Raw genomic sequence first — 14,809 nt, 5'->3', positions numbered from 1 at the left:
CGCGCCCAGCTTCTGCACCAAAGTGCCGACGTCGACCGCGATCGGGCGGCCCCTGCTCAGTGACGGCGCGGCGAGCTTCCCTCATTCGTCGAGGTGGATGACGGTGACGTGGTCGCCGTCGGTGACGGCGAACCGTCGGTTGACGTGGTCGACCGCCACTCGTGCGCTTCCCGAGAAGGGTTTGTCCCAGACGATGGAGCTGTCCGCGTCGCCTGTTGGCAGGTCGGGCCATTCCGCTAGCAGTTCCCCGTTGTTCGCGTCGTACAGGCGCGGATACTGGTGCAGGGCCAGGATGTTGCCGGCGATCGACACGAGATCGCCGGCGGTCTGGTCCAGCTTCCTGTGCCACAGGATCGTCCCGGTGGTGATCGACCATCGGGCCAGCATGGTGGGTGCCAGTTCGTCGGATTCCACGGGCTCGTCGGATTCTGACGACGTGCTGACCACGACGTCGTCGTCGACGAAGCACGCTCCGCTGACCTCCGCCCCCGGCAGTCTCTGCGGATTGAGCCCGTCGTCGGGGGAGTCGAGCGCGTCGGGTTGTGTCAACGCGCGGTGCAGGTCGTAGACCATCACGCAGCTCCACGGATGCCACAGCCACCCGGCGCTGAGCAGGTAGCGGCCGCTGGCCGAGACGGCCAGCCGCGAGTGGAAGACATCGTCGGGCTCTCGGCCGGCGGAGTCGGTCAGGCACGCGCCGGTGAGGACGTCCTCGATCTCCAGCCGGTTGTAGTCCGTGGGGCAGTGGGCGATCGCGGTGCGACCGTCTGGCAGCGTGAACAACACCAGCGGATACCGGTAGACCTCGGCGTGGTAGTAGCTGCGGTCGACCTCGCGAATCACCCGCCCGTCCGCCGCCAGGAGCAGGCCTTTCGTGCCGGTGCTTGAGGTCAGGGCGACGAAGTCACCGCGCGGCGACACCGTGACGGCGTCGAACTGCTTCCCGTAGCCCATGAACCTCGTGGTGCCCGTGGACCCGTCCAGCGGGATCGACCGCCAGCCGGCTGCGACGTCGTACAGGGTGCCGCCGACCCAAGCCAGTGTTCGGGCTCCTGCGGCGGTGACCTGGTCACGTCGACTCTCTCGCACGTCGCCAGTGTGGCAATCTCTCGAAGCCGCGTCGCCGGAATTACTGCGGTGCGGCTACGGGCGCGGCGCGCCCCAGCTGTCGGGAACGGCTAGGCCCGCGGCGCGGCGGGCCAGGATGGCGGCGCCGAGTTGTGCCGCCCTGGCCCCGAAATCGGAGCGGAGCAGTGCGGGCGGGCTCCGCCAGGCCAGGGCCGCGCGGAGGGTCTCGCGGACCGGATCGAACAACTGCGCGCCGGCCTCGGCCAGCCCACCCCCGAGCACGATGCAGGCCGGGTCGAGGGCAAGGGTGAGGGTGGCCAGCGCGGTGCCAAGGGTGTGCGTTGCGGCATCCCATACGCGGCGGGCCAACGGGTCGACGGTCGCGGCCCGCGCGATGGACTCGCTGTCGAGTCCCGGCGCGCCACCGAGCCTGGCGTAGCGCCGGGCGATTCCCCCTGCGGAGGCGTAGACCTCGAGGCAACCCCGTTGCCCGCAGGAACACGGTTCTCCGTCGGGGTGGATCGGCATGTGGCCGACCTCCCCCGCGGACCAGGCGGCACCCGGCACGGGTACGCCGTTGAGCACCACCGTGGCGGCGATGCCGGTGCCCAGCGGCAACAGCAGGAAGTTGTCCAGCCCGCGACCCGCTCCCGCCACCGCCTCGGCGACGCCTGCGGCCCGCGCGTCGTGTCCGATCGCGACGGGCAGTCCGAGGTCGTCGCGGATGATCGCGCCGAGCGGGACCTCGCGGAACCTGATGTTCGCGGCGTACTTCACGACGCCGGCGGACTCGTCGACGATTCCCGGTGTGACCACACCGATCCCGGCGGGGGCGGCGCCGAGCTCGATCGCGTCGTCGCGCAGCTGGCGGCACAGGGCCCGGACGGCCTTGACCGGATCCTCGCCGTCGTCGGCGGTCGAGGGCACGACGATCGAGTGTCGGACTCGGCCGTCCTCGTCGAACACCGACCCCTTCATCGTGGTTCCGCCGACGTCGACGGCGAGCACGCGGGATTCGCTCGGCGGTGTCACCCGATCACCCGGTGACCGCGGTGAGGTCCGCGGCGAAGTCGCGGTCCAACGGGAACACCGGCCGCGCGAGGTTCTTGTACGGCAACCGTTCGATGTCCTGGTCGACGCCGCCCGGCGTCAGGGCGAGCAGCCAGTCGCCTGCCGCGTCGAACAGTTCGGGTTCGAGATAGCCGATCTTGACGATGACGAGATCGACCTCGTCGACCGCGATGCCGAGGCGGCGATAGGAGCTGAGCTGGCTGTACTGCATGCGGCGGGACGTGACGAACACGCTGAGCCCGCCGACCCGCACGCTCACGCACCGCCCGCCCGCGGGGTCCTCGGCGACGGCTTCCAGCGTTCCCTCGAGCCGGAGCGGGCCGGGGTCACGCGGATCGACCCTGCCGCCGACGAGCACCCGCACCGGTGAACCGATGGGCAGGTCGGCAATCTGGGCCACGGCATCGGCGTCGACGAGCGAGGCGTAGACGGCCCGGACCGAGCCGTCCCGGATCTGCGGGCGGGCCAGGAGCCGTTCGAGGGCGTAGGTGACGTCGTCCGCGCCTCCCGCGCCGGGGTTGTCGCCGGAGTCGCTGATGAAGAACGGGCGCAGGGCGGGGTCGGCGGTCGCCAGCAGCGCGGTGTCCAGGCAGTCGTCCATGGAGCCGGTCGGCGCGACGAACGAGAACTCCTCGCGTGCCGCCCAGAAGTGTTCGCCGAGTTCGCGTGCGGCCCTTGCCGTCGCGTCGGCGTCGGTGCCGGTGGCGACGACCGCGCCGCGACAGCGCGGCTCGTCGGCCCAGGCGAAGCCGATCCAGATCGCGGTGTCGATGACCCCGTCCCGGGCCTCGATCTCGGGGATGCGCGCGTACAGCCCCCTGGCGGGCTCGATCCGAGTGCTGGTCATCTCGCCGGGCAGCAGGATCGGCACGTGCACGAGCGCCTTGTGCGGGCGCTGGCCCCGGCGCAGCGCGTCGACCAGGTTCCTGGCGGCACGCTCGCGGGTCTCCCACACGTCCACGTGCGGCGCGGTGCGGTAGCAGGTCAGCAGGTCCGTGTGCGCGAACAGGACGGGCGAGACGTTGCCGTGCAGGTCCATTGCCGCGGAGACAAAGGGTTCCGGCCCGAGCACGGACCGGATCGCGGTCACGAGGTCGCCCTCGGCGTCGTCCAGCCCGACGACGCTCATCGCGCCGTGGATGTCGAGCAGCATGCCGTCGAACGGGCCCGCCTTGACCAGCTCGTCCAGGATCTCGGTGCGCCACAGGCGATACGCCTCGGGGTCGACCGCGCCGCCGGGGAGCGCCCTGGCGTGCAGGACCGGCACCCAGTCGACGTCGGTCGCCCACGGCTGGGCCGGCGAGAGCCAATCATAGCGCGCCAGCAGCGCGTTGCCTCGGGTGACGGTGAAGTCGTCGGCGGTGCTCAGGTGGGGCGAGAAGGTGCTTGACTCGATGTGGATGCCGCCGATGGCGATGCGCAGGGGACGGGGCACTGGTGTTGCTCCTCATCAGGAAGGTTGGGCCACGGCCGCGCGCACGAGGTGCCCGAGGCCGGTCAGCGCGGCGTCCGGGCCGGCGATGCTGGCCTCGATGGACAGGGACTGGGTCAGCGGCGGCAGGCAGCGCTCGTAGAGCACGCCCCGGGCCGCGGCGACGTAGGCGTCGAGACTGGACAGCGCGCCGCCGATGACGACCGCGTCGGGATTGAGGAAGTTGACCAAGCCCGACAGGGCGACGCCGAGCAGGCCGCCCGCGCGGCGCACCATGGTCACGACGGTGGGTTCGGCGTCGACGGCGGCGGCGATGACGTCGCGCATGGTGGTCACCGGCAGGCCGAGCTGGTGCAGCTCGCGGACCAGAGCGGCCCCGCTGGCAACGGTTTCCAGGCAGCCGCGGTTGCCGCAGGAGCAGGACCGCTCACCGCTGTCGGCGACCCGCATGTGCGTGACGTCGCCGCTGAGCCCGCGGCCGCCTCGGTGGACCTGGCCGCCGGTGACCAGGCAACCGCCGATGCCGGTGCCCGCCTTGACGTAGATCATGTCCTTCGCGTCGCCGCCGCGAGTGGTGTACTCGCCGATCGCGGCGGCCTTGGCGTCGTTCTCCACGACCACCGGCACGGCGAAGCGTTCGCTCAGGTCGTTTCGCGGGTCGGCGCCGTTCCAGCCCGGCATGCGGGCGGGACCGATCAGCCTGCCGCCGGGGAAGTCGACCGGTCCTGGCAGGGCGACGCCGACGCCGAGCAGCGCCTGTCCCGGCGCGGTCGACGTCCTGATCCTGGCGACCACCTCGCCGATCAGGTCGAAGACTCCCGCCGGCCCCGCCGAGATGTCGATGGCCAGTTCGTCGGACGCGAGCAGCCGTCCGTCGAGCGAGCACAGGCCGACGCGGACGTGGTGGGAGCCAAGTTCGGCCACGGCGAAGACCCCGTCGGTCTCGCGCAGGCGCAGGATCCGAGGCCGCCGTCCGCCGGTGGAGAGACCGACGCCCTCCTCGAGGATGACGCCCTCCTCCAGCAGGCGCCGGACGACGACGGAGACCGTCGATGGCGCGACCTGCAACGCCTCGACAAGGTCGGTGCGTGAGGTTGTCGCACCGCTGGCGATCAGGTCGAGCACCTGTTCGCGCAGGGTGGCGGGGATGGACGGATCCGACATGCCTCTCCTCGTGGTGACCGGACTCCGGCACTCGTGCTCCGGTCTGGCGGGTGCGGTGGTCGGGATCGATCATCGACCATCGCGAGGGGTGTCGAAGGAAGCCCCATCACTTCGATCGTAGATTGATCGAAGTAGCCGAAGCAAGTCTACTTATTTTTGTTGACTTCCATCATTCGACTTCATACGTTCTTCGCACCGAGCGCCCGATGGCAGGGCACCCGCACAGCAATCGAGGAGAGCCATGAGGGGCAGATTTCATCGGCGCGCACTCCGGGGTGCCGTGGCCATAGCCAGCGTCGTCGTCGGACTCGGCCTGGTCGCCTGCACCGGCGGCGCGTCGAAGAGCGCCCAGGGCGGTAGTCAGGGCAAGGACACCGTGACCGTCGCCTTCCGCACGCCCAACTGGATCCTGCCCATCTCGGCGCCCGGCTTCACCCAGGGCGAGAACGCCACCTTCAGCTCGGCCCTGTACCGGCACCTGTACGAGTACAAGCTGGACGGCTCGGCGAAGTACAACATCGACACGGCGCGGTCGTTGGCCAACCCGCCTGAGATCAGCAACGACGGCAAGACGATGACGATCACGTTGAAGGACAACACGTGGTCGGACGGCAAGGCACTGACGACTCGCGACATCCAGTTCTGGTACAACCTCGTCAGCGCCAACAAGGACAAGTGGGCGTCCTACCGGGCTGGCGGCTTCCCCGACAACATCGCCGACTTCACGGTCAAGGACGAGAAGACCTTCTCGCTGACGACGACGAAGGTCTACAACACCGCGTGGTTCGTCGACAACCAGCTCAACCGCATCGTGCCGCTCCCCAAGCACGTGTGGGACACCGACTCCGCGACGGCCGCCGCAGCCGACCTCTCCGCGACACCGGAGGGTGCCAAGAAGGTCTTCGAGTTCCTGACCGCGGCGTCGAAGGACCCCAAGACCTACGCGAGCAACGCCCTGTGGAAGGTGAACAGCGGCGCGTGGAAACTCGACGGGTACGTGCCGGGCGGCGAGGTCGTGCTGACCGCGCAGAAGGTCTATTCGGGCAGCGACAAGCCGAAACTGTCCAAGGTGGTGCTCAAGCCGTTCACCGGCGACGACGCCGAGTTCAACGTGGTGCGCTCCGGTGAGATCGACTACGGCTACGTTCCCGCCGCCGCCCTCGACCAGCGGAAGTACCTGGAGTCCAAGGGATACACGGTCTCGCCATGGTACGGATGGTCGATCACCTACCTACAGCTGAACTACAACAGCCCCAAGTCCGCGCCGCTGTTCAAGCAGGCGTACGTGCGCCAGGCGCTCCAGATGCTCATCGACCAGCCCACGATCAGCAAGGTCATCTGGGCGGGCACCGCCTCGCCGACCTGCGGCCCCGTGCCGCGCAAGCCGGGCGCCGACGGTTCCGCCGACGGGTGCGCCTACTCGTTCGATCCCGCCAAGTCCAAGCAGCTGCTGGAGAGCCACGGCTGGAAGGTGGCCCCGGACGGGCAGACCACCTGTCAGCGGGCGGGCGCCGGGCCCGACCAGTGCGGGGACGGTATCGCCGAGGGCACGCCCCTGGCCTTCACCGTCACGAGCCAGACCGGGTTCGCCGCGGCGACCAAGACGTTCGCCGAGATCAAGTCGCAGATGACCAAGCTCGGCATCGACCTGACCATCAAGGAAGTGCCCGACTCGGTCGCGGTCACCCCCGCCTGCAAGCCGACCGACGCCAACTGCTCGTGGGACATGTCGTTCTTCGGCGCGCAGGGCAGCTGGTACTACCCGGCGTTCGCCAGCGGTGAGCGGCTCTTCGCCACCGGCGCCCCGGTCAACCTCGGCAGCTACAGCAACCCTGAGGCCGACCGGCTCATCGAGGCGACCCAGTTCTCCGGTGACGACAGTTCCCTCAAGGCGTACAACGACTTCCTGGCCAAGGACCTGCCGGTGCTGTGGATGCCGAACCCGGTGTACCAGATCTCGACGTTCAAGTCGGGGCTCCAGGGCGTCGAACCGCAGGACCCGATGAACGGAATGTTCTTCCAGGACTGGTCCTGGAAGAACTGACTCACTGACCGAGGTCGTGTCCCGTGGGTCTTTTCCGTCGCGAGCGGGGATCCAGGTGTCGTCTCGCAAGGCGCGCACGCGTCCCCATCCCGGTGTTGGATGGGGGCGTGGGCGCAACGCGGCGAGGCGGCGGCTGGGCCCCGCGCAGCAGGAAAGAGACCCACGGGACACGGCCTGCTCCGGTGGCGTCGCACAGCGCGTCACCGGAGCCCGAGCGAGGAGGGACCGCCCGTTGGTCCGCTATCTCACCATGCGCCTTGGCCAGGCCCTCATCGTCGTCGTGCTCGTCACGGTGATCACCTTCGTCATCCTGCACGTGCTGCCGGGCGGCGCGGCTCGGGCCACCCTTGGCAAGGACGCGACGCTCGACCAACTGGCGGCGTTCAACCACGACATGGGCTACGACCAATCCCTTGTGCGGCAGTACTTCCTGTATGTTGGGCGCCTGCTGCACGGCGACCTCGGCTACTCCTACCAGCTCAACCAGTCGGTCACCGAGGCCATCGGCCAGCGGCTGCCCAAGACCATGCTGCTGTCGCTGTTGTCGACGCTGCTGGCGGTCGTCGTGGCCATTCCGCTCGGGGTCATCCAGGCGGTGCGGCGCAACCGCTGGCCCGACTACACGATCACCTCGCTGTCGCTGTTGGCGTACGCGACGCCGATCTTCTTCCTCGGCCTGATGATGATCATCCTGTTCTCCCAGGTCTGGCCGATCCTGCCGGCCGAGGCGCCGCAGGGCTTCACCCTCGGCGAGGTGCTGTCCGATCCGGCCGGGCTCATCCTGCCGACGATCACCCTCGCCATCGTGACCATCGCCGTGTACTCGCGGTACGTGCGTTCCTCGATGATCGACAACCTCAACGAGAACTACGTGCGCACCGCGCGCAGCAAGGGCATGCCGGAGTGGCGTGTCGTGCTCGTGCACACCCTGCGCAACGGACTGTTCCCCGTGATCACGCTGCTGGGGATGTACCTGCCGGCGCTGTTCAGCGGCGCGCTGGTCGTCGAGTCGCTGTTCAACTTCCCCGGCATGGGGCGGCTGTTCTGGCAGTCGGCGCTCAAACGCGACTTCCCGATCCTGTTGGGAGTCACCCTGATCATCTCGGTCGCCACCGTGCTCGGGACGCTGGTGGCCGACCTGCTCTACGCGGCCGTCGACCCGAGGGTCCGGCTCAGAGGGAGGGCGTCGTGACCACGTCGGCCGACATGACCGGCACCCCGGGGGAACGCGCCGAACAGCCACCCGACGCCGACGACGCGCCCGTGCGGGGCCTGTGGCGCCAGGGAGTCGAGGTCTTCTGCGAGGACCGGCTCGCCCTGGTGGGTGTGGCCATCTTCCTGCTGCTGGCCGGGGTGTGCTTCCTCGGGCCGCTGTTCTACCACACCGACCAGGTGCACACCGACCTCGCCGCGGTGTTCCTTTCCCCAGGCGCACCAGGGCATCCGCTGGGAACCGACGGCGTCGGCTACGACCAACTCGGCCGCCTCATGCTTGGCGGGCAGACGTCGATCATCGTCGGGCTCGCCGCGGGTGTCCTCGCCACCGCGGTGGGCACGGTGTGGGGAGCCGTCGCCGGATTCGTCGGCGGCTGGGTGGACGCGGCCATGATGCGGGTCGTCGACGCGATGATGGCGATCCCGTCGCTGTTCCTGTTCATGCTCATGGCGACCATCGTCACCCCGACCGTGCCGATGCTCATCCTCATCATCGGGGCCTTCGCCTGGCTCGGCCCTGCGCGCCTCGTGCGCGGCGAGGCGCTGACCCTGCGCGCCCGCGAGTACATCCAGGCGATGCGCTCCATGGGCGGCACCGGCGGCCGCGCGGTGCGGCGGCACATCGTCCCCAACGCCATCGGGACCGTGATCGTCAACGCCACCTTCCAGGTCGCGGACGCGATTCTCTACGTCGCTTACCTCTCGTTCCTCGGCCTCGGGGTTCCTCCGCCCGCGGCCAACTGGGGCGGGATGCTCGCGGACGGCCTCGCGGACACCTACAGCGGCCACTGGTGGCTGCTCTACCCACCCGGAATCGCCATCATCCTCATCGTCCTCGCCTGCAACTTCATCGGTGGTGGGCTGCGGGACGCCTTCGAGGTCCGCCTCCGGCGGCGCTAGGGCCTGTCCCGTCCTTACCGGAAGGGCATGTCCCGCCCTTACAGGAGCAGAAATTGAGCGCACCAACCGATTCGACCGACCGAAGCCGGCCCCTGCTGGAGCTGCGTCACGTCAGCACCGACATCGCGCTGCGCAAGGGCACCGTGCACGCCCTCGCCGACATCAACCTCGAAGTCCAAGCGGGACAGGTACTTGGCGTCGTCGGCGAGTCCGGCAGCGGCAAGACGATGACCGCGCTGTCGGTCATGGGCCTGCTCCCGGCGGGCGGCAGCGTGGTCGGCGGAGAGATCCTCTTCGACGGTCGCGACCTGCGATCCCTGCCGCCCGAGGAGGTGCGCCGGATCCGGGGCGTCGAGATGGGCATGGTGTTCCAGGACCCGTTCACCTCGCTCAATCCGACCATGCGCATCGGCGCGCAGGTCGCCGAGCCGCTGCGCGTCCACCAGGGCGTCGGCAAGGCGGCCGCACGGGACCAGGCCATCGAGATCCTGCGCAGGGTAGGGATGCCGCGCCCGGACAAGATCGTCGACGACTACCCGCACCAGCTTTCCGGCGGCATGCGCCAGCGGGTCGTCATCGCGATGGCCCTGGTCTGCTCGCCGCGTCTGCTCATCGCCGACGAGCCGACCACGGCGCTCGACGTGACCACCCAACGCCAGATCCTCGATCTCATCGACGACCTGCGGGACGAGTTCGGGATGGCGCTCGTCCTGGTCACCCACGATCTTGGTGTGATCGCCAGCCGCGCCGACCGGGTCGCCGTCATGTACGCGGGGCGGGTCGTGGAGACGGCCGCGACGGCCGACCTGTTCCGGGCGCCTCGGCACCGCTACACCGAGGCGCTCATGCAGTCGCTTCCCGAGGCCGCCGACCACGACACCGGTGCGAAGGGGCGGCTCTACAGCATTCCCGGCCTGCCACCGGATCTGTCCCGGCCGCCGACCGGATGCCGGTTCGCCCCGCGCTGCCGGTTCGCCACCGCCGAGTGCCGGACCACCGAGGTCGTCCTGTCGACCGGCGATCACCAGCACGCCTGCCTGCATCCGGTCACGGTGCCGGCCCCTGCCCCGATCAGCCTGCGGCCCGGGCCCGCGGTGGTGCCGACACCAGCGCCGGCGTTGGGCGTGCGGGAGCCGGGCGAGCGTGCGCCGAAGGCTCCGGCCATCCTGTCGATCCGTGGCCTGGTCAAGAACTACGAGGCGGCCGGCGGCGCGCTGCGGCGCGCGACCGGGCAGGTGAGCGCGGTCGCCGGGGTCTCCTTCGAGGTTCATCCCGGCGAAACCCTCGGGCTGGTGGGCGAGTCCGGGTGCGGCAAGTCCACCGTCGGCCGGCTCGCCGTCGGCCTCGAGGTGCCCACCGAGGGGCAGATCGTCCTCGATGGCACCGATATCGCCACTCTGGACCGCCGCGAACGCCGGCTCATGCGCCGGCAGGTCCAGCTCATGTTCCAGGACAGCTACGCGGCCATGAACCCGAGGATGCGCGTCGACGCGATCCTCGCCGAACCGCTTCAGATCCAGCACGTCGGTGACGCCTCCGCCCGCCGGGCCCGCGTCACCACGCTGCTCGACCAGGTCGGCCTGTCCCGGCGGGTCCTTGAGCGCTATCCGCACGAGTTCTCCGGCGGCCAGCTGCAACGCCTCGGACTCGCCCGATCGCTTGCCCTGCAACCAAGGTTGATCGTCGGCGACGAGCCGGTGAGCGCCCTCGACGTGTCCATCCAGGCCCAGGTGCTCAATCTGATGCGGGACCTGCAACACGAACTCGGCCTCGCCTACGTGTTCATCAGCCACGACCTGTCCGTCGTCGACTACATGTCCGACCGCATCGGCGTCATGTACCTCGGCAAGCTCGTCGAGGTCGGCCCCGCGCACGAGGTCGTGCGGTCCGCCCGGCATCCCTACACCCAGGCGCTCATCGACGCCGTTCCCTCCGTCGATCCCAACGCCGTGACGCGACGCACCGACACCACCATCCGAGGCGAACTCCCCAGCGCGCTCAGTCCGCCGAGCGGCTGCCGATTCCGGACGCGCTGCCCGCTGGCCACCGAGACGTGCGCGACGACCGAGCCGCCGTTGACCGGCGACGTGCACCAGGTCGCCTGCCACTTCCCGCTGCGCGTCGAGTCGGCCGAGGCGGCGCGGGCATGACGACAGTGGAGATCTGCGTGAGCGACGTGCCGGCGGCCCTCGTGGCAGAGGCCGCCGGCGCCGACCGGGTCGAGCTCTGCGCCGATCTCGGGCAGGGCGGCACCACCCCGAGCCTCGGCACGATCGCCGTGGCACTGCGGCGGCTGCGCAGGGTCGACCTGAGGGTCATGGTCCGCCCGCGCGGCGGCGACTTCCGGGTCAGCAGAACGGAAGAGCAGGTGATGCTCGCCGACATCCGGGCGATCGGCGGCCTGGCGAACCCGGGCGGCCTGTCCGTCGGGATCGTCGTCGGCGCCCTCACCGCCCGCAACCGCCTCGACCTGCCGGTCCTGCGGCGGCTCGTCCACGCCGCCGCGCCGATGCCGGTCACCGTGCACAAGGCCTTCGACCTCGTCGAGGATCAGCACTCCGCGCTGGAGGAGATCATCGCGCTCGGCGCCGACACCGTGCTCACCTCGGGCGCGCAGGCCACCGCGCTGGCCGGCGCATCCCGCATCGCCGCCCTGCGAAGGCAGGCGGGGGAGCGGATCCACATCCTCGCGGCCGGCGGGATCCGCGCGCACAACGTCCGCGAGGTGGTGCGCGAGACCGGCGTCGGGCAGGTGCACCTGCGCGCACCGCGACAGCGAAAGGGCCGTGAGGCCACCGATGGCGCTCACGTGCGTCGGGTCGTCGGCGAGCTGCTCGGTGCGGGCCCGGTCTGACTGTGGGGTCGTGAGGCCAGCGATGGCGCTCACGTGCGTCGGGTCGTCGCCGAGCTCCTCGGTGCCGACCCGGTCTGACCGTTCACGCGGGGAAGTAGCCGCCGAGGTCCAGGCGGTCTGCCGCGAAGAACGCCGCCTGCCAGCCAGGAGGAGTCGGTCCGTCGGGGCCGGCTCCTCCTGGCTTGTGGCGCTGTGCCGTTCGGTCAGGGCGTCCCGTCTGGCGGGGTCAGCGTCCGTCGGTGACGACGGAGACCAGGCGCGCCACGGCCTCCTCGGTGGACGCCGTGCCGTCCAACCGCACCTCGGCCGCCGTCGGGGGCTCGTAGTCCTGCCCGACACCGGTCATGTTTCGCAACGTGCCGGCGTTCGCCTTGGCGTACAGGCCTTTCGGGTCGCGCCGCACGCACTCCGCGAGCGGAGTGTCGACCCACACCTCGACGAAGTCGTCCGGCGCGAACAGCTTCCGCGCCGCCGCCCGGTACGCACGGAACGGCGAGACGAGAGCGACGATGACGACGAGGCCGGCGTCGAGCATCAGCGCGGCCACCTCGGCGACCCTGCGCACGTTCTCCGCGCGGTCCTCGGGTGCGAAGCCGAGGTCGCGGTTCAGGCCGCCGCGCACGTTGTCGCCGTCCAGCACGTAGGTGTGCACGCCGAGGGCATGGAGCCTGCGGTCAACCGCGTCCGCGATCGTGGACTTGCCCGCGCCGGACAACCCGGTGAGCCACAACACCTTCGCGCGCTGCCCCTTGAGCAGCTCCCGGGACGTGCGGTCCACCGCGTAGTCCTGCGGCACGACGCCGCGGTCGTCGTCGCGTCGCTCTGCCACTGACACCATCCCGGCGGCGACCGTGTCCTTGGTGCGGCGGTCCACCAACAGGAAGCACCCGGTGTCGCGGCTGTCCGCGTAGGAGTCGAGGAAGACCGGCGTCGCGGTGGTCACCGTGACGGTGCCGATGTCGTTGACCGACAACGTGTTCGCGGGGCCCGTCTGCCCGGTCCGCACGTCGAGCAGGCCGTGCGGACCGGTCACCGTCGCGGACACCACCTTCGGGCCGACCAGGAGGAGGTAGTCGCCACCGGCCTCGAACCGCTGGTTGCCGGTCCACACCACGGTCGCGCCGAACTCGGTGCTCGGCGGTGGACCCTGACGGCTCGTGAGCAGGTCGCCGCGCCGAATGTCGACGTCCTCGGACAGCTCCACGGTGATCGGCGTGCCGGGCTCGGCGCGGTCGAGGTCGCCGTCCGGGCCGATGACCCGGCGGATCGTCGTGGCCACACCGGATCCGGCGACCGACACCTCGTCGCCCCGGCGCAGGGCCGCGCCGACGACCGTGCCGGCCGGACCCCGGAACCGGTTCCCCCGGATGACGTACTGGACCGGGAGCCTGGTGCCGACGGAACCTCGCCGTTCGCCGGGCTGCCAGCCGGCGAGCAGGCCGAGCAGCGTCGGCCCGTCGTGCCAGGGCAGGTTCGGCGAGGCGGTGGTCACGTTGTCCCCGCCGATCGCGCTGACCGGCACGACGTGGACCTCTTCGGCGCCAAGGCTTTCCGCCATCGCCCGCACCTGGGCCGCGAGCCGGTCGAACACCGCTTGGTCGTAGCCGACCGCGTCCAGCTTGTTGACCGCCACGACGATCGAGCGCACGCCCATGGTGACGCAGACCGCCAGGTGCCGGTGCGTCCCCGGCCGCACGCCGAGCTCGGCGTCGACGAGCAGCACGGCGAGATCCGCCGTCGACGCGGCGACGGCCATGTTCGCCCCGTACTGGTCGTGTCCCGGCGCGTCCGCGATGATCAGCCTGCGGCCGCCGGGTAAGTCGAGGTAGCGGTAGGCGACGTCGATCGTGATGCCCTGCTCGCGCTCGGCCGCCAGCCCGTCGGTGAGCAGGGAGTAGTCGATCTCCCCGGTCGGCACCACGGACCCGCCCCGCCGAGTCTGCCTGGCCTGCTCGAGATGGTCGTGCGGGACGCTGTCGGTCTCCGCGAGGAGCCTGCCGATGAGCGTGGACTTGCCGTCGTCCACCGAACCACACGCGACGATCCGCAGTACCGCACCCATCAGAAGTAGCCCTCCGACTTCTTGGTCTCCAGGGACGAGCCGCCATCGCCGTCGATGAGCCTGCCGGCTCGCTCCGAGCGTCGGTCGGCCCGGGTCTCGTCGATCAGCTCGTCGAGGGTGACCGCCTTCGACTCGACGGCGGCGGTGAGGGGGTAGCACCCGAGCGTGCGGAACCGGACCCAGCGGTCCATGGGCTCCTCGCCAGGTCGGAGCGGGAACCGGTCGTCGTCGAGCATGAGCAGGACGCCGTCGCGCTCGACCACCGGCCGGGGCGCGGCGAGGTACAGGGGGACGACGGGGATCTCCTCGCGGCGGATGTAGCGCCACACGTCCAGTTCCGTCCAGTTCGACAGCGGGAACACCCGGACCGACTGGCCGTCGGCGAGTTCGGTGTTGGTCCACCGCCAGAACTCGGGGCGTTGCCTGCGCGGGTCCCAGTGGTGGCCGGGTTCGCGCACGGAGAAGATTCGTTCCTTTGCCCGCGACCGTTCCTCGTCCCGCCGCGCGCCGCCGATCGCGGCGTCGAAGCCGCCCTCGTCCAGTGCCCGGCGCAGCGTCACGGTCTTCATCAGGCGGGTGTACTCGTGCGTGCCGTGGGTGAACGGCGTGACGCCGGCGGCGTCCGCGTCGGTGTTGGTGCGCACCAGGAGGTCGAGCCCGAGCTGACGCGCGGTGGCGTCGCGGAACTCGATCATTTCCCGGAACTTCCAGCGGGTGTCGACATGTAACACCGGAAACGGCAGGCGCCCTGGGCGAAACGCCTTGATGGCGAGGTGCAGCAGGACGGAGGAGTCCTTGCCGATCGAGTAGAGGAGCACGGGCTTGCGGAACGCGCCAGCGGCCTCGCGCAGCACGTGGATCGCCTCGGCTTCGAGCGTGTCCAGCACGGCTGCTTCGGTGCCGGTCGACGTGATGTCCATACCGCCGCCTCACATATGTTGAGTTAATCGATCAACTTAATGTGATGCTAGCGCCGTCGGGTGGAAACCGTCCATGGTC

The 14,809-nt window shown here is 70.2% G+C and carries 11 protein-coding genes; 5 read left to right on the top strand and 6 right to left on the bottom strand.

Features of this window, described 5'->3' with window-relative positions; genetic code table 11:
* Positions 1-81: 81 nt before the first annotated feature.
* The 4 genes from F0L68_RS12575 to F0L68_RS12560 are packed head-to-tail and all read right to left on the bottom strand — an operon-like array spanning position 82 to position 4,735.
* Positions 82-1,089 (bottom strand): hypothetical protein, encoded by a 1,008-nt coding sequence (locus tag F0L68_RS12575; RefSeq protein ID WP_149849699.1) that lies wholly within the window; start codon positions 1,087-1,089, stop codon positions 82-84.
* 54 nt (positions 1,090-1,143) lie between these two features.
* Positions 1,144-2,100 carry an ROK family protein gene (locus F0L68_RS12570; RefSeq protein ID WP_149849698.1) on the bottom strand — a complete coding sequence of 319 codons (957 nt, stop codon included), beginning with the start codon at positions 2,098-2,100 and terminating at the stop codon, positions 1,144-1,146.
* Positions 2,101-2,104: 4 nt separating this feature from the next.
* Entirely contained in the window at positions 2,105-3,574 is a 1,470-nt protein-coding gene (locus tag F0L68_RS12565) for a M81 family metallopeptidase (RefSeq protein WP_149849697.1), read from the bottom strand.
* A 15-nt stretch (positions 3,575-3,589) separates the two neighbouring features.
* Entirely contained in the window at positions 3,590-4,735 is a 1,146-nt protein-coding gene (locus tag F0L68_RS12560; RefSeq protein ID WP_149849696.1) for an ROK family transcriptional regulator, read from the bottom strand.
* 280 nt (positions 4,736-5,015) lie between these two features.
* On the opposite strand from F0L68_RS12560, the gene F0L68_RS12555 reads away from it, so the two are divergent.
* From F0L68_RS12555 to F0L68_RS12535, 5 genes are all read left to right on the top strand, one after another.
* A complete protein-coding gene (locus F0L68_RS12555; protein ID WP_223198728.1) occupies positions 5,016-6,779 on the top strand; it encodes a peptide ABC transporter substrate-binding protein in 1,764 nt (587 codons plus the stop codon).
* 232 nt (positions 6,780-7,011) lie between these two features.
* Positions 7,012-7,971, top strand: coding sequence for an ABC transporter permease (locus tag F0L68_RS12550; protein WP_149849694.1), 960 nt, complete (start codon positions 7,012-7,014; stop codon positions 7,969-7,971).
* Positions 7,968-8,894, top strand: a complete 927-nt coding sequence (locus F0L68_RS12545) for an ABC transporter permease (protein WP_223198727.1) — start codon at positions 7,968-7,970, stop codon at positions 8,892-8,894. The genes F0L68_RS12550 and F0L68_RS12545 overlap by 4 nt, the downstream gene beginning before the upstream one ends.
* 53 nt (positions 8,895-8,947) lie before the next feature.
* Positions 8,948-11,044, top strand: coding sequence for a dipeptide ABC transporter ATP-binding protein (locus F0L68_RS12540; protein WP_149849693.1), 2,097 nt, complete (start codon positions 8,948-8,950; stop codon positions 11,042-11,044).
* The gene (locus tag F0L68_RS12535; protein ID WP_149849692.1) at positions 11,041-11,748 is read left to right on the top strand and encodes a copper homeostasis protein CutC; all 708 of its coding nucleotides are present in this window, start codon (positions 11,041-11,043) and stop codon (positions 11,746-11,748) included. The genes F0L68_RS12540 and F0L68_RS12535 overlap by 4 nt, the downstream gene beginning before the upstream one ends.
* Positions 11,749-11,974: 226 nt before the next feature.
* Here F0L68_RS12535 and cysC read toward each other — a convergent pair whose 3' ends face one another.
* Together cysC and cysD are read right to left on the bottom strand one after the other, a co-directional pair.
* A complete protein-coding gene (gene cysC, locus F0L68_RS12530) occupies positions 11,975-13,810 on the bottom strand; it encodes an adenylyl-sulfate kinase (protein WP_149849691.1) in 1,836 nt (611 codons plus the stop codon).
* Positions 13,810-14,730 carry a sulfate adenylyltransferase subunit CysD gene (gene cysD, locus F0L68_RS12525; RefSeq protein ID WP_149849690.1) on the bottom strand — a complete coding sequence of 307 codons (921 nt, stop codon included), beginning with the start codon at positions 14,728-14,730 and terminating at the stop codon, positions 13,810-13,812. The genes cysC and cysD overlap by 1 nt, the downstream gene beginning before the upstream one ends.
* Positions 14,731-14,809: the final 79 nt, after the last annotated feature.

It is taken from the genome of Solihabitans fulvus (assembly GCF_008386585.1).
Classification (GTDB): domain Bacteria; phylum Actinomycetota; class Actinomycetes; order Mycobacteriales; family Pseudonocardiaceae; genus Solihabitans; species Solihabitans fulvus.
The sequence above is the reverse complement of the archived record's forward strand: the minus strand, read 5'-3'. Positions and strand labels throughout refer to the sequence as shown.